We start from the raw sequence: 20,528 nt of genomic DNA on the forward strand, positions 1-20,528 counted from the left end.
CGCGTGATAGCGTCGCTAAACGCCACGAACCGCGAAGCCATGCGAAACGCACTGACACCGAATCAACCAGAGTGGTCAGAACTCGTCCACACGATACGCGTCACTTGGCCGCCGCGCGGCTCAAGCGATCCATGATGGCGTGGCCTAACCCTTCTTCAGGGACCGGCCGCGCGACGATGTAGTCGAGCCCCATCGCATCGAGACGACGCATCGCCGCGAACAGGTTGGCCGCCGCTTCGCGCAGACTTCCCCGCTGCGAGAGAACTTCGATCACCGCGAAACCTTCCACGCTTTCTGGTTTACCGAGCGTCATGAGTCCCACGCGCAGTCCCGGCCGTGGTGCATCGGTGGATAACTCGAGCGGCGTTGTCGGGGCGTAGTGCTTCGGCAGCTGCCCCGGGCTCGCCGGCTGGCTGGCGTCTCCCTCCGAGATCCGCAGCGTCCCAATCACCTGCTCAATCTCCTCGGCCGTCACGCCCCCAGGCCGCAGCAGCGTCGGCACGTCGTCCACGAACGACACCACCGTCGACTCGACCCCCACCTGGCACGGCCCGCCATCGAGAATATGCGTCAAACGCTCGGCGAACTGATCGCGCACGTGCTGGGCCGTCGTCGGACTCACCGCGCAGAACACGTTGGCGCTCGGCGCCGCAATCGGCACCCCCGCGAGCTCAATCAACCGCCGCGCGATCGGATGCGCCGGGCAACGAACCGCCACGTTCGCCAGTCCCGCCGTCACTATGTCCGGCACGCACTCCCGCTTCGGCAGCACCACCGAAAGCGGCCCCGGCCAGAACTTCGCCACCAACTTACGAGCCGCCGCCGGCACGTCTTCGACTAGCGACTCCAAATCCTCGGCGCGGGTAATGTGAACGATCAACGGATCAAACCGCGGCCGCCCCTTCAGCTCAAAAATCTGAGCCACCGCATCGGCATCCAGCGCATTGGCCCCCAGCCCATACACCGTCTCGGTCGGAAACGCGACAAGCCCCCCCCGACGAATCACCTCCGCCGCACTGGCAATTTCCTCGTCCGTCACCATACCGACCTCGCCCTACCTACCAATCCCAAACGCCGCCGGGGACACCAACCAAACCCCCCTCCATTCAAACCGAAGCGAGATAGATTAGCAAATGGATAAAGAAAGAGCACCGGGCGGGGGAGCTGGGCTAGCGACATTCTTCGGGTGCCACAGCCCGTAGGGTACGGTGCTTGCACCTACCTTTAACTACAATACCGATATGGCACATTACCGGCGAGCCGATGTTCCGGGAGGTACGTTCTTCTTCACGCTCGTGACGTACGAGCGACGGCCGCTATTGACGACCGATCTAGCTCGCCGGGTGTTGCGTGACGCTATTGAGCAAGTTCGCAGTCGACGCCCTTTTGAAATCAACGGCTTCGTTCTTCTGCCCGATCATCTCCACACAATCTGGACGCTTCCCAGTGGCGACACCGACTATCCCACCCGTTGGCGGCAAATCAAAACGCTATTCACGCGAGGTTGGCTCGCCGGCGGCGGTACCGAGAGGGCGGTTTCGGTGGCGCAAGCCGTACAAGGGGGGCGTGGCATCTGGCAACGCCGCTACTACGAGCGGACCGTGCGTGACGAGGCCGAACTTCGCAAAAGGCTCGACTACATTCACATCAACCCGGTGAAGCATCGCTTGTGCGAACGCGCGATCGACTGGCCATGGTCGTCGTTTCACCGCTACGTGAAGCTTGGCGAGTACGAGGAAACCTGGGGTGGGTCGCCGGAGTTTTATGGCGATGAATGGATAGACTGCGAATGAGAGGTTGGCGGAAAAGGTAGGTGCAAGCACCGTACCCTACGGTGCTCCCTCATCGAAATGTTTAACGCGCTTTCGATGAGGTGGAGGTGTGCTCATACTCCTAGTTTAACTTGACCTCAGTTCGGTTGTCATCACTCGCCGGGTGCCACTGCTGGCTCGTCGGGCCGTACTAATCATTTCACCGTCAAGCACGGACGAACCTCCACACAAATCGCCGCGGTGTCCCTCGACCAGCAGTGTCTTAGCCTCTGGGACAACCTAAGCGACGCCCCACTCAGCACTGCTGGTCTACTTCACACTGGCGGGCTGGTGGTGGCATCTTCCCAAGAAATCGGGTTGCGAAATCGCTTCTCCCGACAAGCCAGCAGTGGCACCCGGCGGGAATCAGTGAGGAGAATACCAGCTTGTGCTATTATAAAGTGTTTAATCCAAAGGGTGGTTGGCGAACCAGTCGGTGGTCGCACCCAGATGCACCGACGTCTAGTGGAAGTGGACCGATGACAAAGCTCGAATTGCGTTATCATTCCCACCTGCTGGCTGGTGGGCTCTGCGTACTTCTTCTTACTGGGGCGGCGGGGATGATCGCCGGATGCGACCGAGGCGGGATCCCCGTAGCTCGGTACACGGACTTCGATTACTTCTGGTATCCAGACACACGACGTTTGGCCGGATTTGGGTCGGCAGATCTATATATTCAAACAACGGACGGGCAAACATTTTATCTGCCACAGCTAACACCAGACGATGTAGGGAAGACAATTGGCTGGGAAGAGGTACGGCTGGTCAAGCCTCATATGATACGCTACGAGAACGGCATGAGTCGGTTCCGCTTTGAGAATGGTACGCTGGAGAGTTTCGACGTTTACAGTTCCAGCAGTCCTAAGAGGACTAATCTTCTGTTCAGTCGGAGCGCAGAGGGCCCCTTCATGCCGATGCCCAAAACCAAGGAGGAACTAGTGGCGTTATTTGGCGAGCCAGTAGAGTGGGACCGGTACCGTCCGCCAACATCACCGTAGGCTGGTTCTGGGGGTCGGCAACTGTTTTCAAAGCAGTTCGAGGGCCTGCCATCCTATTTCTCTTCCAACCGCCGGGTGCCACTGCTGGCTTGTCGAGCTTCGTCACTCAATTCAACTGCAAGCACGGACTCGCGTTGTCACAAGTCGCCGCTTCGCCCCTCGACCAGCAGTGTCTTGATTTCTGGCAGAACTAAGACAACGCCACGAAGCACTGCTGGTGTGCTCCAAACCGGCGAACTGATGGTGGCTTCTTCCCAAGACATTCGACTTCGAAATGGCCGTGTACGACAAGCCAGCAGTGGCACCCGTCGACATCACACCTCCGGTAGTTCACGACCACCCCCACCGGCTACAATCCAGCCCTCAATTCCCATCCATGGTGCGACTGAAAACCCGGAGCGGAGACAACCACCATGCCCCTATCCCCCCGCGCGAAGAAACTAATCTCCGAGTTCGCCGGCGAGAACATCAAGCTCGGCGACATCAAGGCGCGGGGCAAGGAGATCAAGAAGGACCACGCGCTCGGCATGGAGCTTTGGTCGTCGGGTGAGTACTACCCTCGGCTGCTCGCGATCCTCGTTTTCGATAACAAGCTGCTGTCCGCAGAGGTCGTCGATCAGCTTGCGGCGGAGATCCTCGAACACGACTCGGAGGAGCTTAGTCAATTGGCGGACTGGCTGCTCGCTAATCAGTTGTCGAAGGACAAGAAACTGGTGGCCCTGATGACGACGTGGGAACAGAACCCTTCGCCGATTTTGCGTCGACTGTTTTGGTACCACCAAGCCCGGCTGCGGTGGGTCGGGCAAACCCCTCCGGGCAACAGTGCCGAGCTCTTAGATTCTCTGGAAAAGAATTTGGCAAAAGAAAAACCCGAGGTGCAATGGGCGATGAACTTCTGCGCCTGCCAGATCGGGGTCCACGAGCCGAAGCACCGAGCGAGGTGCATCAAGCTTGGGAAGAAACTGGGCCTTTACAAAGACGACCACGTCGCCAAGAACTGCACCCCATCGTACCTGCCGGAGTTTATTCGGATCGAAGTGGCGAAGCGGGCGTGAGACTCGCTAGGGAATTCCGAGGGTGCCACTGCTGGCTTGTCGAGCTTCGTCACTCAATTCCCCCTCAAGCACGGACTCGCGTACTCACAAATCGCCGTGTCGCCCCTCAACCAGCAGTGTCGATATCTCTGGCAGAATTGAGCCAACCCTACGAAGCACTGCTGGTCTCCTCCAAACCGGCGAGCTGATGGTGCCTTCTTCCCAAGACATTCGACTTCGAAATGGCCGTGCACGACAAGCCAGCAGTGGCACCCGTCGTTTCTTAGGGTATTCACCTCACTTTTTAAGCCCCTTCTCCACCCCCTGCACACCGCCCACTTTTTTCCACTTTCTCTGACGAAGGTACTAGAAAGCGCGCCTTACATATGCTCTAATGTACACATTCACTCACTGAGTGGACGGATGTTCTTTGGCAATTTGAATTTACGCTGAATGCAACAGGCGAGGAGCTTGGCGGGGGATCGGCGTGCGCGCGGTGCGTTCGGGCCGTGATGTCATCCTGAGGGAGCCTTAGCGACTGAAGGATCTCGTTAGCCATTGGAATAGGCTTAATCAGGGGCGAGATTCTTCGGGTCGCATTACTCCCCTCAGAATGACATATAGGTCGGTCCCGGCAGGACGACTTGGGGGAGAGCAATAGGGTAAAGTCGCACCTGCGGGGAACCCCTGCGACTTTATTCTCGGCGAGACCTTCGCGAGTCGGTTCGCAAAGTGTTTGGCCAAGACGAGTTAGAACGAAACTCCCGCGGGACCGAAAACGAGTAATGTCGCACTCAATGAAATGCGGGCGAAGTGCGACATTTCGAAGGGGGAATGGGGAAGGGGGAAGGGGGAAACGTCAAGGACTTAAACCAGGGCGAGATCCTTCGGTCGCCGGGGCTCCCTCAGGATGACAGGATTCACAAGGATACTCACCTACTTATTCCCAAGTCCCAAGTCTCTATCCTCCAGCCCCCAGCCCCTAACTCCTCCACCGCCGCCGGTTACAATGGGCAGTTTTGCCCTCGGACGCTTCGATTCATGACGCAACACGTTCCCGTAACGCCTGGTGAGGTGCTTGAGCTGCTCGCGATTCGCGAGGGGGCGACGCTGGTCGATGGCACGATGGGGGGTGGTGGGCACACGCGGCTCATGAGCCAGGCAGTCGGGCCCACGGGGCGAGTGATTTCGCTCGATCGGGATCCGGGAGCCGTCGAGCGAACCACCGAGCTGCTCGCCGACCTCACGAACGTCACCCCCGTGCACGCCAACTACGCCAACCTGCCCGAGGTGCTGGAAGACCTCGCGATCGAACGGGTCGATGGGATTTTGCTGGACCTCGGACTGTCGAGCGACCAACTGGCGGATCGCGAGCGGGGTTTCAGCTTCAACGCCGACGGGCCGCTCGACTTGCGGTTCGATCCCACGGTGGGCGAACCCGCGAGCAAGATGCTGTCGCGACTAAGTGCCGAGCACCTAGCTGACATTATTTATCAGTATGGCGAGGAGCGAATGAGCCGCCGCATCGCCCGCGCGGTGGTCGAACGTCGCCGCCAGCGACCGATCGAAACGGCGGGCGACCTCGCGGACCTGGTGCGCAGCGTGGTGCCGCGGTCGAAGAATCATCGGATCGATCCAGCAACTCGCACTTTCCAAGCGCTGCGAATTGCTGTAAACGACGAGCTCCGTAGCCTGGAGGTGGCACTCACGCGAATGCCACCGCTGCTAGCAACGGGCGGTCGGCTGGTGGTGATTAGTTTTCACTCGCTCGAAGACCGCATGGTGAAGGTGGCGTTTCGTGATAGCGAGCTGCTGCAAGTAATTACGAAGAAGCCGCTGGTGGCGTCTGCTAGCGAGCAAGCGGGAAACCCGCGTTCGCGAAGTGCAAAAATACGCGCCGCTGAGCGAGTCGCTTCGTAGCGGAAGTGCCGAACGTGCCGATAGTAAATCGTAGACCCAGTTGTCCCGGCTAACCCTTACTGCCAGTTCGAGCCTCGCCCGATGATGTCGACCCCCGCGACCCTCCGCCCTGAAACGCAGCCAACCCAACGTTCGAGCAACTTTCGTGTGCAGAATCACGGAAGAATACTCGCCGTGGTAATGGGTGCTCTGCTGCTGCTGGGTTTTGGAGTTCTGCGAACGCTGGTCGATGCTGGCAACACGCCGCACATCGAAACCAGCAGCGTGGTCGCTCCTGTGGATCTCGAGCCAGCCACCACGAGCCCGAGCGTCGAGGTGCACCGACTCCGCCCGCAGACATCGGACATCATTCCAACCGCAGGCGAAGAGACGCTGCCCCGCGAAGACGAATCGTGGAACCCGCTGCCCATTGATTGGGAACTGGAATCCGCTAGCAGCGCCAGCGACAACCTCGACGTCGCCCGGTCGGAAGGGTCGCTTCAGTAGGCGGTCTACTCGGTTTCGCGAGGAAGCTCAGAACGACGATCCCGCCGACGAACTTCGTCGACCGCGCGCTCTTCGTCCGACATCCGAGACATTTCCCTTCGGAGCTCGGACGTCGCTTGCTCGAGACGCTCGAGCTCCTGCGACTTACGCTGAACTTCTAGTTCAGCGATTTGTACCTTCTGGCGAGCCTGTTCGAGTGCGATCCGGGCGGCGTTTCGAGCGTTCGTGATTTGAGCCTCTCGGCGAGTGAGTTCGACGCGCCGGGAAATTAGGGAATCGCGGTGGCCATCTTCGGCAGCGCGGCGAGCTTCGTCAATTTGACGCTCGCGGCGCCGGGTTTCGACTTGGATCCGTCCGCGAATCTCATCCCGCGGAAGTTCGCGATCGACGAGCGGGGTGTCGCGATCGGCTCTGGGGCGTTCGGACTGAAGTTCACGCAGCCGGCGTTCGAGACGCTCGATGCGAGTCGAAAGCTGCTCCAGTTGCTCCTGCTGCGTTTGCAGGGCGTTGACGATTCGCGGGTGCGGAGGAGCGAGCCGTGCGGGTTCGTCGTTGCGGGTGGACCGGCGTCCCCCTTCCATTCGCTGCCGCATTTCCTGGAACCGGCTGATCATTTCCTCTCGCTGACGTGCCGCGGAATCATCGCGAGATTCCTCACCCGCGTCATCGCTCTCCGACTCCACGTCGCGGCGTTCGCGCTGCTCGCGGGGTCGTGCGTCGTCGCGGCGGGTGCGTTCCTCGCGTGGCCAGCGACTGCTTTGCACTTCCTGCTCCTCAGCGGCAAGGTAGACTCGCGCGGTCGGCACTCGGTCGAGCATCGGGGGTGGCGGCAACGGCTCGTCGGGCGACTCGTACAAAGCTAGCGTCGCGGCGAGATTCGCCCGCACCGCGGCGAGCACCTGCTGGTCGTTCGAAGTGGCTAATTGCTCTTCTGCGCGAACGCGCTGGAGCGCCTGCTCGACGTTCGAGGCCCAGAGATTGTGGTACTCCTCGCCGTGGGTGCTCGACTCGTCCGCCGAGACGGGACTCGCGAAGAGAGTCACCAACAAGAACAGTAGCGAGCCACCAACGCAGCCACGAGTTTTCCGAACCATGCCTGTCCCTTTCGTGCACCGATATGAAGAGCGTTGCCACATTCGCCCACTGCATAAACGAATGCAACAAGGTGTGAGCAAGCTCCACGGTCGCACGCAAAGGGTCGCGTGTCAAGCAAGCCCGGCGGTCGAGTCGCCGGTGGTGTGCTGGCTACTCCATCGCCGGGACCAACTGCGGGCCGAATTCCGGTTCAGCGGGATTCGCTTGAGTGGTGACGGGACGAGTGATCGGCTCCGAAGGCCAGGTGTTTTGCATGTCGAGCGGAGCCTCGGGGGCGACGTACACTTCCTGCGTGGTGCTCGCCTCGGTGCTCGGAGCCAGCTTCACCAGCGCTTCTTCAGCCGCCGTGAGACTCGGGTCCAAGCGCAACGCCTCGGCGTAGTGGGCAGCGGCGGCTTCGGTCTGGCCACCCTTCTCCAGCAAGTGGCCCATGTTGTGATAAGCCACCGCCGGAGCATGCACCGACATCAGATGTTGCATGGCTCCCTGCTGCTCGCCCATTTCCATGAGCACGGTCGCCATGTTGTTGCGGTACAGCGACTTACCGGGCTCCAGGCGGATCGCTTGGTCCAGCACCTGAACCGCCGGAGCGAGCTTGCCCTGCCGAGCCATGCAAAGGGCCAGGTCGTTGAGCACCGGCGCGTTGGTGGGTTCGAGCTTGGCGGCTTCGGCGTAGTAGCTCTCGGCGTCGACCAGTTGACCCTGCCGATCCTCGAAGTGGCCCAACTCGCGAAGGGTCTTCACGTTCTTCGGGTTGGCAGCAAGAGCTTGAAGGTACGTTTGACGCGCACCCTCGATGTCGCCCTGCTTTTCGCGAACCTGGGCCATCGAAACCATCAGCGCCGACGTCGGACGATTCGAGTCCTTGGTGGTGGTGAAAGGTGGCGTGGCGTCCGTGCCTGGGCGCTTCGGATCCGGCGTCATCCAGTCCTTCGCCGTGCGAACCATCGAGTTGTCGGTCACCGCAGAAGTGAACTTCTGGGTGGTCGTTTGCTCGAGCTTCGTCTGGCGGTAGAAGAACTGAGGATCGGGTGTCTCTTGCTTCTTACCCCAGAGCTTGGGGAACTTCCAGCCATCGGCGTCCTGCTGGACCTGCGCGGGGGTGCTTCCGCCGTTCATGACGGGCACAGCGTAAGCGGTGGCTCCGGTGGCGACGAACAAACCCGTATACAACAAGACTTTTCGCACGGCTTTCCCTCCCTGGAAATGGCGCGACCCCGGTGCCCGTGGCTCGGCTGGCAACGCTTCGCCTGGCTAGTTCGAACTCGAACTGGTGGTAGTAGTATTCGCTGGCAACACCGCAGGCAGGCGGCTCTGAATGAACGAATTGCGTTCGGCGTCCACCATGCTTGCCGGGCGTGCCGGGCTCGGGACGACTGTTTGCTGCACCAAAGCCGAAGCGCTGTCGACAGGCAAGCTGCTGGCGTAAGACTGGGCTTGGGCAATCCGATCTTGGGTGACTGCCGCGTCCATCGATTGCTCGACGAAAATTTGACGGCGATTGGGTGGCGACTGCGTAAGGATCCAGTAGACCTTCAGCTCACCAGCTCGCGTCAACTTGCCGGTCTCGGGATCAAAGTAATGTCCGCCCAGCAGGTTTTGCTGCCGCCAGCCATTGGCGGTCATGATCTCAAACGGCTCCCGTGCCCAAACGCGGTCAGCGCAAACATACGGATAGGGCCACAAGGCGTTGGCGTGGTAGCCGGTCCGCAGGTGCTCCATGCAATCGCTGGTTCCTTGGCCGGCTCCGCACTGATTTCCGGTTGGCTGGTTGCCCCAGAAACCCGACGCGGGGGTGCCTCCGAGGGACGCAAGCAGCAGCCCACACCCAGCGACCCATCGGACGCGGCTCGGAATCAGGAAGCGGATCGTACGGATTTGCATGATGTCCTCGCCCAGATAGCTGGGAATGTTGGTCCGTGTGGTGGCCAAGGTGCCTAGGGCCGGCCCGCGCAGCGAGCACGCAGATCGACCCTGCGTAGAACTATCGACTGGTTGCGGGCCGTACCTACGGAACTTGTGGTAGGACACGTTTATTCTTCCTGCCTTACCCACTCGTCCATTAGGGGTTTTGGGGGATGCTAGCACAATTTTCCGATTTTGTCGGTGTACATGCTTGCATAGTGAGCACTCGTTGGCTAATGTGTACGCGAGTTCATAAACAGGACAGCCGGGGGGAAAGAAAACCATGCTGGCACGCATCCATACCTTTAGCCTCGTCGGCATCGAAGCCCTACCCGTCGTGGCGGAAGTCGACGTTTCCGGGGCCGCGATTCCCAAAACCATCCTTGTAGGCCTACCGGAAGCGGCGGTCCGCGAAAGCACGCACCGCATCGAGCGGGCGATGGTGAACAGCGGGTACGTCCGTCCGCAGGACCGGGTCGTAATCAACTTGGCACCTGCCGAGCTGCCAAAGCAAGCGGCGTCGTTCGACCTGCCGATCGCGCTCGGGGTGCTAGCTGGGAGCGGGCAGATTTCGTCCGACCGGCTGGGCGAGTACGCGGTGGTGGGCGAGCTAGCACTCGATGGCACGATGCGCCCTGTGAAGGGAGTGCTATCGATGGCGATGGCCGCTGCGAGATTAAAAGGGGTCTGCGGCCTCGTGGTTCCGCGGGCAAATGCCCCCGAAGCCGCGGTGGTCGAGGGGCTGGAAGTTATCGCCGTCGATAGTCTCGCGCAAGCCGTTGGGTTCTTTGGCGGGAACATCGAGATCGATCCCGAGCCGTGTCGGATCCACGAACTTTTCGACGAGCATGGCGGGTACGACATCGACTTCGCCGATGTACGCGGTCAGGAGATGGCGAAGCGGGCCATCACCATCGCGGCGGCTGGGGGGCATAATCTTCTGATGCTTGGACCTCCCGGTAGCGGCAAGACCATGCTGGCGAAGCGGGTACCGACCATTTTGCCACAGCTCACGCCGGACGAGTCGGTCGAGACGACGCGCATTTATAGTGCGGTGGGAAGACTCAAAGCGGGGGAGCCGCTCATGGCGCGGCGCCCGTTTCGCTCGCCGCACCATACGATTAGCAACGCCGGTCTTGTAGGTGGCGGATCCACGCCGGCGCCGGGAGAAATATCTCTAGCGCACAACGGTGTTTTGTTTCTCGATGAGTTACCGGAGTTCAACCGCCAAACGCTCGAAGTACTCCGTCAGCCACTCGAAGATGGGTGCGTGACAATCAGCCGCGCGCTCACTTCGACGACTTTCCCTGCCGATTTCATCTTGATCGCTTCGCTCAATCCATGCCCGTGCGGTTTTCGCAACGACCCGCGGCGCGAGTGCCATTGTACGGTGACGCAGATCGAGCGCTACACGAGTAAGATCAGCGGTCCGCTGCTCGACCGAATCGATCTGCACATCGAAGTGCCCGCGGTTGCGTTCAAGGAGTTGGCGTCGAAGCAGGATGGTACATCGAGCGGCGTCATGCGCGACGAGGTTTCCCGCGCCCGCGAGTTGCAGACCGCACGCTTTGCGAAGTCGGCCACTCGCACCAACGCCCAGATGACTTCCCGCCAGATTCGCCAAGCCTGCCCGCTCGACGAAGTCTGCACCAATTTACTGCGGCAGAGCATCAACGAACTGGGTCTCTCGGCTCGGGCACACGACAAAGTGCTGCGAGTAGCGAGAACCATCGCCGACCTGGAACAGAGCGAGACGATTCGTCCCGAACATCTCAGCGAAGCGGTGAACTATCGCATGCTCGACCGCAACTATTTCAACAAGTAGTGAGGCCGGCGAGCGGGTGAGCGTAAGGGCCGTGGTCGTTCCAACTCGGAGCAACGCGTCTGATAGTTCCAAAGCAACTTACACTTCTGAAACCACCTACACAACGGAGTCGTCTTCAGGAGGTGGCGTTAACGAAGTATGGACCGTCACGTCACCACGTCCGATGGAGTCGTTGAGCCACTGGCAATAGAGCAACTCTTCTGGGGTCGACCAATGCCCGGGCTCTTCGAACACATCGCTTTGGCAATGCGGGCACGGCAGCGTGGTGACACCAGTCGTTGCGGGCAGTTGGTCGACTTCGCCGTCCACCCATGCCGAGTCGCACTCGTCGCACACTACCAGCACGTTACCACAATCGCCGCAAGTTCGCAGACCAAGAGGTCCGGTGCCACACTGGCGGCAGAAGCCGATGTAGTACGTGGCGGGAAGTGGAGTGTCCGAAGGACTGATCATGGCGCGCTCGGCGATGCTTACGTACGAAGGATTGATAAATGGGACTACGGTCGAATCGGAAACGCCGTGATGAACCGGTCGCCTTCGACCACCAGACGCACGTGCGACGCGCTGGGTCGACGCCTGCGATTGCCGGATTCTCCACCGATAAACCCAATCCGTCGACCGAGGTCGACGGTAAATACCTCGCGATTTCCCTCTCGCTCGCGCTCCGCATTCTTGCCCGAAAGGCCCTGGCGATATGCTTCGTCCACCAGCAGCACGAGCGCCACGGGATCGGTCTCGTCGAACACGCCGTGCTGCCCGGGGCGGTTGGGGTCGTCCTCGGTATGCGAGAGCAGGTGCGCCAGTCGGGTCCGATGAGCACTACCCCGGCCGTAAACGAGGCCGGCTGGTGTGCGGTAAGAGTCGCGGCCGATTTCGACGAAGACATCGTTCAGCTGCGGCGTTGCCGACGGGACGCGAGTTCCCGAGGCGGGGGCCGGCGGCCGCTCGGTGGGGCGGGAAGGCGGGCCTGGCTGCGCGACGGGCACCCGGGGCGTGTGGACGCCAGGCAGGTCGACACCCAGTCTTGCTTCGAGCGATGGCTCTGCCAGCAAATAGCCCGTGGCAAGCACCAGAAGAACGATGAGCCAGCCCATGCTCAGGCGGCCACGACCATTTCGGAGCAGCTTTTCGAGCACGCGGGCGATCTGTTGGGAATTGTCGGGCATGATGGAATCGATTATAGCGGGTGGCATCGCACTTGCTATTCAACACAGTCCGGCTCGCCTTTGAGATGCTGAGCCGGGTCTGCCAATCCGTTTGCCTGGGAGCGTTCCGTGGAAAACCGCCTGGTTCTACTCGCTTGGTTGCTGACCGCCGTTTCGCTGACGCTACTCTGCCCGCGGGTGCTTGGCGAGGTTACCGGCCTTGAGCGGGTAGCGACGGGGTTCGATTCACCGGTGTTCGTCACTCATGCGCCGGGAGACTCCGACAACCTTTTCGTGGTGGAACAAGAGGGCCTCGTCCGTGTGTTCAACCGGCACACCGGCGCGATTGCCTCCACACCTCTGCTGGACATTCAATCGCTCGTCGAGCATGGCGGGGACGAAGAAGGACTTTTGGGGCTCGCGTTTCACCCCGACTTTGCCACGAACGGCAAGTTCTACGTCAACTACATCAATCCACCCGGCGGAGGTACCGACCGGACGCGAGTGGATGAGTTCACCGTGGCGTCACCCGGCGAAAGTCTCGTCGCGAGCGCCGCGTCACGCCGCCCCATCCTTAGCTTCGTGCAGGACTTCGACAACCACAATGGCGGATGGTTGGGCTTCTCTCCCAACGACGGCATGCTTTACATTTCGTCCGGCGACGGTGGTTCGGGCAACGATCCCAACAATCGAGGTCAGAGCCTCAACACGCGACTCGGCAAGATGCTGCGCATCGACGTCGATGGCGATGACTTCACCGACACGAATGAGAACTTCGCGATTCCCACCGACAACCCGTTTGCGAACGATGGCAACGCGAGCACGCTGGGTGAGATCTGGACCTATGGACTTCGGAACCCGTGGCGGGCGAGTTTCGATCGGCAGACTGGCGACCTCTGGATTGGGGACGTAGGCCAAGGAACTCGCGAAGAAATTGACTTCCAGCCCGGCGACAGCGAGGGTGGTGAGAATTACGGATGGCGACTTCGCGAGGGAAACATCGCAACTCCTAATTCCGTCGGAGGTCCAGAACCACCTGGCTACGTCGGTCCGGTGTACGATTACCTTTCCAATGGCGTGGGACCGTTTGGTGGTAACTCGGTCGTTGGTGGCTACGTCTATCGCGGCCCCGATCCAGAAGTCGATGGTCGCTATTTCTTCGGCGACACGGTCAACAATCACATCTGGTCGTTTTACCGCGACGGAGACGATGAGGGGACCGCCGTCGATCAACTCCTCAATCTCGACACGCTGCTAACCCCCGACGTTGGCTCGCGAAGTACGATCACTTCGTTCGGCGAAGACTCGTACGGCAATCTCTACGTAGTGGCTCGCGGGGGCGATATTTTTCGAATCGTCACCGACGCCACGATGCCGGGCGACTTCAATGGCGACCGCTTGGTGGACGCCGCTGATTATGAGGTGTGGAAGCAGGACTTCGGCAGTTTGGATTCACTCGACACCGATGGCAATGGCGATGGCGTCGTCGACTTGGCCGACTACACTGTGTGGCGAGACAACTTGGGGGCCGAATTCGGTAGCTTTGCCGCAGTGGAAACATCGCAGATTCCGGAACCAACCTCGCTAGCGGCGTGTGGCATTCTAGTGGGTTTGTTTTGGTTGTATGGCCAGCGGAGGTGCTAGCACGCCAGCGGCAAGTAGTTCGCACTCAATCCGCAACTCGGGGACGCCGATGCTGCTGGAGGACTACCGGTCCGCGCAGTGCCCCCGTTTCAAGAGGCGTCCGATGCGAATTCGCTCCCCATTTATACCCCTGTTGTTGTGCGTCGCGTTCTCCGCATCGAGCTTCGGCGATACGTATTACGTCAATAACCAACTTGGCAGCGATCAGGCAACCGGCCTGACGCCTGAGCCCGAGGCTGAGAATGGTCCGCTAAGGACGATCGATGTTGCCTTGATCCTAGCGAAGCGGGGTGATCGCATCGTGCTGGAAAACACTGGCACGCCTTATCGCGAGATGATCTGCTTGATGGGGCCGCACCATAGTGGCTTCCCGGATGCTCCGTTCGTGATTGATGGCAACGGCGCGACGCTCGATGGCACCGTCGAGGCAGCACCGAATGCTTGGCGGAACGTGGGGGGAAACGTCTTCGCTATGCGTCCCCGCCGGCTGACCTACCAGCAGATGTTTAGCGATGGCAAGCCTCTCGCCCGCAACGTCATCTACTCGAAGCACGACACGGCCCACATCGAACCGCTGAACTGGGCTTTGTTCGATGGTCTGCTTTATTTCCGTACCGAGGGGAATGGTATTCCCGACGAGTACTCGCTCCGCCACGCGGGTCTCCAAACAGGTGTTACGCTTTACAACGTCGAGCACGTACGAATTGAAAACCTCGTCGTGCAGGGCTTTCAGCAAGATGGATTCAATGCCCACGAGCTCGTCCGTCACTGCGAGTTGACCGATATCGAAAGTCGTGCCAACGGCCGCGCGGGAATAAGCGTCGGCGGGGTTTCGCGCGTGGAAGTCGTCCGAGGCAACTTCTACGACAACGGTCGCGTTCAGGTCCGCACCGAAGGCTTTGGCGAACTTGACCTGGTCGATTGCGACGTGGCTGCGAATGGCCCGGCCCCTGCGTTCCAATCGAATGGTCGCAAGCTGATTTCGAATGGCGAAGTGATCGCGAAGTAGCTAAGCGGCGTTCTCGGCCGCTACTTTGGCCTCGGCTTCGTGAAGCGCCGCGTCTACTTGCTTGCGCTGCGTCAGAAAATAGCCAATCGCTACGACGCCGAGCGTCATCATGACGAGCCGCTGTCCGAGCGCGACGATCATTCCGACATCGAACTGATACCCAACCGACTTGTACAGGAAGGCGAGTGCTGTCTCGGTCGTGCCAAGCCCTCCCGGCGTTGCCGGTATCGCACCCGCTGTCTCGGCGAGCGGGACAATGCAGAAGTGTTGGCTCATGGTCGGGTGCTCGAAGGGTAACGCTACTGCCACGGTGTAGAACGATAGCACAAGGAGCAGATGTCCCACGATGGCCATCGCAATCGCTGGTAGTAAACGTTCCGGCCGACGGCTCATCACTTGGCACGAAACGAACAAGCTACCCACGATCCCACCCACCAGCGGAAGCCGGCCGAAGAGTTGGGCGGCCTTCTCGCTGATTCGGCTGGGGGCCATGAACAGTGCTCCGAACACGGCCATGGTTAGGAGCGCCAGCACTGTCATCGTGGCGAGAGTTCGGAGCGCCCCACTGGCGGATGAATCGAAAAGCAAGCCTGTTGCGAGAATGGCGGTGCTGGTAACGATCAGCAGGGCGAACAGCCCGATCAACCGGTCGGCGATGACGGTCGCCACGGCCTCGGTCTTGCGCCGGCGATGCTCGCGGGCCAAGGCAACGCTCTTGAACAGATCGCCCCCGACGCCACCCGGCCCCACGAAGTTGAGGGCGAACCCCAAGGATCCGAGCCGCAGGGCGTCGGATAGGGTGAACGGCAACCCGACCGCCCGAACCAAAAGGTACCAGCGCATGAACCCGAGCACGATTGCCGTTGTCACACACAGTAGAGACGTCGCCAGCATGGGCCAGTTTTTGGGCCCGTACAGAATTTCCTCAAACTTCTGGTGGGCCTGCGCCTGATAAACGAGGTACGCCACGATGCCCAAGCCAAGTGCGAGTTTGGCCGCGGACTTGAGTTGCCGGCGAATTGCTGGTGACATGATGGGCAAACGGGCGATTTTTCGCCGAGATTTGGACAAGCTGGAAGTAGCCGCACCGGCCGTTGACAATCGGGGGCGTCCACGTAAACATACTGTAACAGTGCTGGCGGCCGAAGGTCGTCGGCATCCCGCACGTCGGGGGATTAGCTCAGTTGGGAGAGCGTTTGGCTGGCAGCCAAAAGGTCAGCGGTTCGAGCCCGCTATCCTCCACTTTTTTCTATCAGGCGGGGCCGAGGTGCCGCAGGTCCACAGGGGCCGGCGGACGCCCGGTAGAACATATTCTAATTGCCGCGTCCTCGGTGGGTGCGGCATTTTTTCTTGGCTAGTTTTCCGCACCGCGGCCGGCCGTGAGCGAACCAGTCCAGCCGCCGCCCCTCGCCGAAGCCGTGGAATTGGCGGCCCCCAGCCCTACGGCCACGACCCCGCCCACCGTCTCCAAGGTGCTGGTCGGCCGACTGTCGCTGGGAATGTTGCTCCAATTCCTGCCGCCGGGGTTGTGGACGGTCACGCTCAGCACCTACATCGGGGCGAACACCGAGTCGTCCGGCAACGGGATGTTCGACTCCTCGTTCGTGGGCATCTCGGGCGTGGCGAGTGCTCTCGGGGCGCTCGCATCGCCGCTCTTGTTCGGGGCGCTCGCGGATAGCTGGTTCCGCACCGAGCGGATGATCTCCCTGGTGAATATCGCCTGCGCGGCGATGCTGATCTTGCTTTGCTCACTCCGCAATCAGTGGCTGTTCCTGTTCGCGATGATCGCCTACTACCAGTTCTCGGCGCCGGCGCTCACGCTCAGCTACAGCATCTCGCTACGCCATTTGGCGAAGGCGAAGAATTACTTTCCGGTCGTCCGCGCGAGTGGCACCATTGGGTGGATCATCGCCATGTGGATGGTCGGCAGCATCGTCCCATGGTGGTGGGGAGTGCCGTCGGAAAAGGTCGAGGCGTCGCTCTGGCCCTTGTGGCTCGCGGTGGCCGGCCACTTGGTGGCAGCGGCGTATTCGCTAACGCTGCCGGAAACTCATCCATTGAGCCGTGGCACAAGCTGGCGGAACCTGCTGGATGGCTGTGCGAAGATGGTGGCGAGCAATCCGCGACTCATTCGATTCTTGCTGGTTTGTTTCTGTGCAACGATCTGCGCGCAGTTCTACACGATGTTCGCCAACTTGTACCTCAACAACATTGGCATCAAGCACGCGGCAACCAAGTTGTCGATGGGGCAGATGGTCGAGATCGTCTGCATGCTTATCCTGCCTCTGTTGCTCTACCGCTGGGGGCCTAAGCGGGTGTTTGTGATTGGCGTGATCGCGTGGATCGTTCGCTACCTGTGCCTGGTGTTCGGCGGACCCGCGGGTTTGCCGTTGCTGCTTGTCTACACCGCGATCTTGGTGCACGGCTTTTGCTACGTGTTCGTCTACATCACGGCTTTCATTTACGTCGACCACGCCGCCACGCCCGAGACGCAAAGCGCCGCGCAAGGTCTGCTGGCACTGGTGACGTCGGGGCTGGGGCACCTCGTGGGCTCGCTGTTTTCGGGCGCCATGCAGTCGGTGTTCTTAACACCCGCCGGAGTCGACGTTCCGCCCTACGACTGGCGGTCGTTCTTCCTGGTAGCAGCCGCAGGGAGCGCCGTATCGCTGGTATTGTTCTGGGCGCTGATGGGCTTCAAGCGCGAAGTCATGCCGGGGCAGATGGTGCACGACGAAGCGGATTGAGACACTTCGCCGCGTTCAAGTCACCGCTGGACCGTAGTTAGCGGCACGCAGCGGTCGCAAGTGAGGCTCGTCCAGCATCTGGAACGGCGACGCGACCGACTGCCACGACTCGCCCCGCTGCTCAATCGATGCATCGTCGAGCGGACCAAGCTTTCGGGTGGCTAGTTTCAAGTAGCCAATCTGCATGGGGTCGAGATCCATGATTCGTGCCGCCGTGGCATCGACCGACGCCAAGCTATTGCCGACGAGCACGAGGCCCATGTGCTTCGACGTTCCGAGAATGGGTCCGTCGCCTTCCATGCATTCGATGCCATCGACAATCGCGATAGTCCGCGGCAGCGTCGCGTTGATGTCGGCGACGGTTTCCGGAATGCCGTTGTGATGCAGTACGTTCTTGGGCCAGCCGTACTTGATACCGGGCAGCACGCCGTAGAAGTTTTTCATGCTGCACGTGACGCCAACCCAGTGATGCGTTTTCATCTTGGGCATCGAAACCACCAGATCGGCCTCGACAACGCTCTGTGGCAACCAGAACCCGCGTAACTTCGATCGGCGGCCTCGATTGGCTCGCCACGCAACGTCCTCGTAGTTGAGATCGCGAAACTCCAGCCCGCCATCAGCCAGCGCTTCGCCGACGCCCGATTCGATGAGCGCCATCTCGGTGTCGCGAACGTGCCCCGGTCCCTCGCCAACAGCAACCTGAGCACCCGCTTGGCGGAACACTTCGGCGGCCGCGACGATCATCGCGGGGTTCGTGGTCATCTGCGGTCGACTGCGATCGGGCTCGACCAAGTTCGGCTTGAGCAGTACGTGTCGGCCAGCAAGTCGTTTGAGATCGACCCCCGAGGCAACGAGGCCATCGCGAATCGTCGCGACCAGCGAACCGTCGTAACGTTGGTTGCGTGCCACAAACACGTTTGCCCTGGGCTTCAACCAGTCGAACAGCGCAGCGCCACTAAGGAGAGTGGCAGCACCTGCGACACCAGCGGTGAGCACCGTGCGGCGATCGAGATTGGATGGCGCAGTGCTCATAGTGCCGGCTCAGCCAGTTGGGGTTCGGGGTAGCTCAACGCTGGTGCTTGCGAACAGGCCATTTGCGCGAGAGCGAGCAGGGCGAGCTTGTAGGTGCTGACCCAAACTCCTCGCCGCTCAAGGGCTTCGGCCACCAGTTCCTCGAAATTGGCGGGGGAGCGTTTCCAAGCAGCGAGTGCCATCAAAGCGTGGGCGAGCGAGGTGACGCCGGTCGGCACGGCTAGTTGTTGTTCGATGTACGTGAGGCTGCGTTCGATTCGAGGATCGTCCAGCTCTTCGCCCGCAAGCGCTTGCATGGCGATGGCCGAAGGTTGCAGGTGCGGCAGAAGTTCTTGTCCGAGAACGATCGTGTTGCCATAGTTCGCACCGCCGGCGGGGAGCAAGCGATCGACCAGCAAGCGGACGGCTTCGCGAGTGCGAGGGTGATCGGCGTAACCAGCTTGTTTCAAGGCCATGGTCGCAAACGAAGTCGGCTCGAGCCAAGAATGGGTGCCGATCGCCCAGCTCCAGCCCACTATCGATGTGTCGTGACCGATATGAGCCTTTCTCGCGGGAGCGTCCCCCTTATCGGCGAGCAACCAGCGAACTGCCGCCGCGATCTCGGCTTCGAACAACTCGGGGTTCGATTCGTGCCAAGCCATTACCGCCAGGCTGGTGGTCCAGTAAGGGCCGTCCGCCGTGGCGCTGGCCGGCACTGCGCCATTATGTTGTTGCCGGATCGCGAGCCAGCGGGCTGCGCGCTCGGCAGAATCGTTACGACCCGCACGAGCGAGCGCCAAGGCGGCCCAAGCGGTAGGCTCGGCAGTAGCCGTACCACCGGTTGCGTATCCGCCGGGCGTTAGGGTTTCGAGTTGGTCGAGGACGTGTTCGATCATCTTTATCCAGCACCGGATGAAATGGCGTGCTAGATAAGAATAGGTCACGCGAACGCGGGGCCAGCGGCTGGCGGAGCGAACTGCAGAGTTCAATCCACCAGCGACTATTGTCCTTTTTCCCTGTAGAACCCGGCACCGCAAAAAAACTTAGCCGCTTGGTTTGACATCAAGGAAAACTGACATAGGTTTCAAGTGTTCGACCTGCTCACTTCGAAAGAAACGCAGCAAACGAACAGAAGACTTATCGTAAAACTTATCCCGTTATATCTAACACCTTTCGATTCGCTACGGCGAATTGTGACCCCGCCGATTAAGAGCCTGTTGCGTCATCATTCTCGACAAAGGCAAACCAGTCGTGAGGCTGGGACGCAAAGCCAAGGGCCAGTTCGCTGGTAGCCTGGTTACCGAAGGAAGATGGCTGCCGCCGTAAGGCGGTCGCTTGCAGGAAGCGATTGACGACAGCAATGGTACGCAAGCGCAAGTAATGTTTGGCCCGATGGCAGTACACCCAGGCTCGCCCTACCGCACGTTGCGTTAGGGGTACTACCGCGAGGCCGTCAACCGGGAGTTATACCACTCCTGACAACTTTAGGGTGTTGGCTTTACCGCCACCACCGAGACCCGGAGGATGCTATGAAGAAGTTTGCTCAGAAAGTACAACAGTTCCTCAAGTCGGAAGATGGCCCCACCGCTGTTGAGTACGCGGTGATGCTTGCCCTGATCGTGATCGTCTGCTTGACAGCGATTCGTTCGATCGGCACCAACGCCAATACGACCTTTGAGTCGGTCGCCACCGAATTGGCCAGCTAGTCCCCTCCGCAGGGCTCGGACCTTACGGTTCCCTATTGTTGTCGACATCCCCCTCGTCGGTCCGCCGGCGAGGGGGATTTTTTCGTGGTAGAGCGGTTATGACGACTTTTTGCCCGGCGAACTAAGTTCCCCAATCACCCGGCAAGTAGCAAACACGTCCCAACTTCGTGAGCTATGTTTCCACGTGCGGGCGCG

At 60.5% G+C, this 20,528-nt stretch carries 19 protein-coding genes, 1 tRNA gene and 1 riboswitch; of the genes, 10 read left to right on the forward strand and 10 right to left on the reverse strand.

All coding sequences use genetic code 11. The annotated features are described in order from the left end of the window. Nucleotides 1-100 precede the first annotated feature (100 nt). On the reverse strand, nt 101-1,042 hold the full coding sequence (locus tag SH292x_RS13915) for an L-threonylcarbamoyladenylate synthase (protein ID WP_442481616.1): 942 nt from the start codon (nt 1,040-1,042) through the stop codon (nt 101-103). A gap of 199 nt (nt 1,043-1,241) precedes the next feature. Here SH292x_RS13915 and SH292x_RS13920 point away from each other — a divergent pair, with 199 nt between their 5' ends. Then, nucleotides 1,242-1,793, forward strand: coding sequence for an REP-associated tyrosine transposase (locus tag SH292x_RS13920; RefSeq protein WP_442481617.1), 552 nt, complete (start codon nt 1,242-1,244; stop codon nt 1,791-1,793). 1,153 nt (nt 1,794-2,946) lie between these two features. Here SH292x_RS13920 and SH292x_RS13925 read toward each other — a convergent pair. After that, nucleotides 2,947-3,072, reverse strand: a complete 126-nt coding sequence (locus tag SH292x_RS13925; protein ID WP_442481618.1) for a hypothetical protein — start codon at nt 3,070-3,072, stop codon at nt 2,947-2,949. A gap of 150 nt (nt 3,073-3,222) precedes the next feature. Between SH292x_RS13925 and SH292x_RS13930 the strand changes: the two genes are divergently transcribed. From SH292x_RS13930 to SH292x_RS13940, 3 genes are all read left to right on the forward strand, one after another. Then, nucleotides 3,223-3,864 (forward strand): DNA alkylation repair protein, encoded by a 642-nt coding sequence (locus tag SH292x_RS13930; RefSeq protein ID WP_442481619.1) that lies wholly within the window; start codon nt 3,223-3,225, stop codon nt 3,862-3,864. A gap of 1,020 nt (nt 3,865-4,884) precedes the next feature. Continuing rightward, nucleotides 4,885-5,763 carry a 16S rRNA (cytosine(1402)-N(4))-methyltransferase RsmH gene (gene rsmH, locus SH292x_RS13935; RefSeq protein ID WP_442481620.1) on the forward strand — a complete coding sequence of 293 codons (879 nt, stop codon included), beginning with the start codon at nt 4,885-4,887 and terminating at the stop codon, nt 5,761-5,763. An 81-nt stretch (nt 5,764-5,844) separates the two neighbouring features. Continuing rightward, nucleotides 5,845-6,249, forward strand: a complete 405-nt coding sequence (locus tag SH292x_RS13940) for a hypothetical protein (RefSeq protein WP_442481621.1) — start codon at nt 5,845-5,847, stop codon at nt 6,247-6,249. A 5-nt stretch (nt 6,250-6,254) separates the two neighbouring features. Here SH292x_RS13940 and SH292x_RS13945 read toward each other — a convergent pair whose 3' ends face one another. From SH292x_RS13945 to SH292x_RS13955, 3 genes are all read right to left on the reverse strand, one after another. After that, nucleotides 6,255-7,343, reverse strand: a complete 1,089-nt coding sequence (locus SH292x_RS13945) for a hypothetical protein (RefSeq protein WP_442481622.1) — start codon at nt 7,341-7,343, stop codon at nt 6,255-6,257. Nucleotides 7,344-7,494: 151 nt separating this feature from the next. Then, nucleotides 7,495-8,532: a tetratricopeptide repeat protein gene (locus tag SH292x_RS13950; protein ID WP_442481623.1), complete on the reverse strand. Its 1,038-nt coding sequence runs from the start codon at nt 8,530-8,532 to the stop codon at nt 7,495-7,497. 66 nt (nt 8,533-8,598) lie between these two features. Beyond that, nucleotides 8,599-9,228: a hypothetical protein gene (locus SH292x_RS13955; RefSeq protein WP_442481624.1), complete on the reverse strand. Its 630-nt coding sequence runs from the start codon at nt 9,226-9,228 to the stop codon at nt 8,599-8,601. Between the two features lie 304 nt (nt 9,229-9,532). On the opposite strand from SH292x_RS13955, the gene SH292x_RS13960 reads away from it, so the two are divergent. Further along, nucleotides 9,533-11,074 (forward strand): YifB family Mg chelatase-like AAA ATPase, encoded by a 1,542-nt coding sequence (locus tag SH292x_RS13960; protein ID WP_442481625.1) that lies wholly within the window; start codon nt 9,533-9,535, stop codon nt 11,072-11,074. 96 nt (nt 11,075-11,170) lie between these two features. Here SH292x_RS13960 and SH292x_RS13965 read toward each other — a convergent pair whose 3' ends face one another. Together SH292x_RS13965 and SH292x_RS13970 are read right to left on the reverse strand one after the other, a co-directional pair. Next, a complete protein-coding gene (locus SH292x_RS13965; protein ID WP_442481626.1) occupies nt 11,171-11,527 on the reverse strand; it encodes a hypothetical protein in 357 nt (118 codons plus the stop codon). Nucleotides 11,528-11,571: 44 nt separating this feature from the next. Then, nucleotides 11,572-12,240, reverse strand: coding sequence for a hypothetical protein (locus tag SH292x_RS13970; protein ID WP_442481627.1), 669 nt, complete (start codon nt 12,238-12,240; stop codon nt 11,572-11,574). 108 nt (nt 12,241-12,348) lie between these two features. Between SH292x_RS13970 and SH292x_RS13975 the strand changes: the two genes are divergently transcribed. Together SH292x_RS13975 and SH292x_RS13980 are read left to right on the forward strand one after the other, a co-directional pair. Further along, nucleotides 12,349-13,863: a PQQ-dependent sugar dehydrogenase gene (locus tag SH292x_RS13975; protein WP_442481628.1), complete on the forward strand. Its 1,515-nt coding sequence runs from the start codon at nt 12,349-12,351 to the stop codon at nt 13,861-13,863. Nucleotides 13,864-13,966: 103 nt separating this feature from the next. Further along, nucleotides 13,967-14,872, forward strand: coding sequence for a hypothetical protein (locus tag SH292x_RS13980; RefSeq protein ID WP_442481629.1), 906 nt, complete (start codon nt 13,967-13,969; stop codon nt 14,870-14,872). On the opposite strand, the gene SH292x_RS13985 is transcribed toward SH292x_RS13980, so the two are convergent. Continuing rightward, entirely contained in the window at nt 14,873-15,904 is a 1,032-nt protein-coding gene (locus SH292x_RS13985; RefSeq protein ID WP_442481630.1) for a lysylphosphatidylglycerol synthase transmembrane domain-containing protein, read from the reverse strand. 137 nt (nt 15,905-16,041) lie between these two features. Here SH292x_RS13985 and SH292x_RS13990 point away from each other — a divergent pair. Both SH292x_RS13990 and SH292x_RS13995 read left to right on the forward strand, forming a co-directional pair. Continuing rightward, nucleotides 16,042-16,114 (forward strand) — tRNA-Ala (locus SH292x_RS13990). Between the two features lie 137 nt (nt 16,115-16,251). Beyond that, nucleotides 16,252-17,616 carry an MFS transporter gene (locus SH292x_RS13995; RefSeq protein WP_442481631.1) on the forward strand — a complete coding sequence of 455 codons (1,365 nt, stop codon included), beginning with the start codon at nt 16,252-16,254 and terminating at the stop codon, nt 17,614-17,616. 15 nt (nt 17,617-17,631) lie between these two features. On the opposite strand, the gene SH292x_RS14000 is transcribed toward SH292x_RS13995, so the two are convergent. Together SH292x_RS14000 and SH292x_RS14005 are read right to left on the reverse strand one after the other, a co-directional pair. Then, nucleotides 17,632-18,648 (reverse strand): DUF362 domain-containing protein, encoded by a 1,017-nt coding sequence (locus tag SH292x_RS14000; protein ID WP_442481632.1) that lies wholly within the window; start codon nt 18,646-18,648, stop codon nt 17,632-17,634. Continuing rightward, a complete protein-coding gene (locus tag SH292x_RS14005) occupies nt 18,645-19,523 on the reverse strand; it encodes a hypothetical protein (protein WP_442481633.1) in 879 nt (292 codons plus the stop codon). The genes SH292x_RS14000 and SH292x_RS14005 overlap by 4 nt, the downstream gene beginning before the upstream one ends. 333 nt (nt 19,524-19,856) lie before the next feature. Then, nucleotides 19,857-19,932, forward strand: a riboswitch (cyclic di-GMP riboswitch). Between the two features lie 224 nt (nt 19,933-20,156). Between SH292x_RS14005 and SH292x_RS14010 the strand changes: the two genes are divergently transcribed. After that, on the forward strand, nt 20,157-20,333 hold the full coding sequence (locus tag SH292x_RS14010; protein ID WP_442481634.1) for a Flp family type IVb pilin: 177 nt from the start codon (nt 20,157-20,159) through the stop codon (nt 20,331-20,333). Nucleotides 20,334-20,528 lie beyond the last annotated feature (195 nt).

Origin of the sequence: Aeoliella fuhlenseeensis (assembly GCF_052161615.1) — a bacterium.
Taxonomy (GTDB): Bacteria; Planctomycetota; Planctomycetia; order Pirellulales; family Lacipirellulaceae; genus Aeoliella.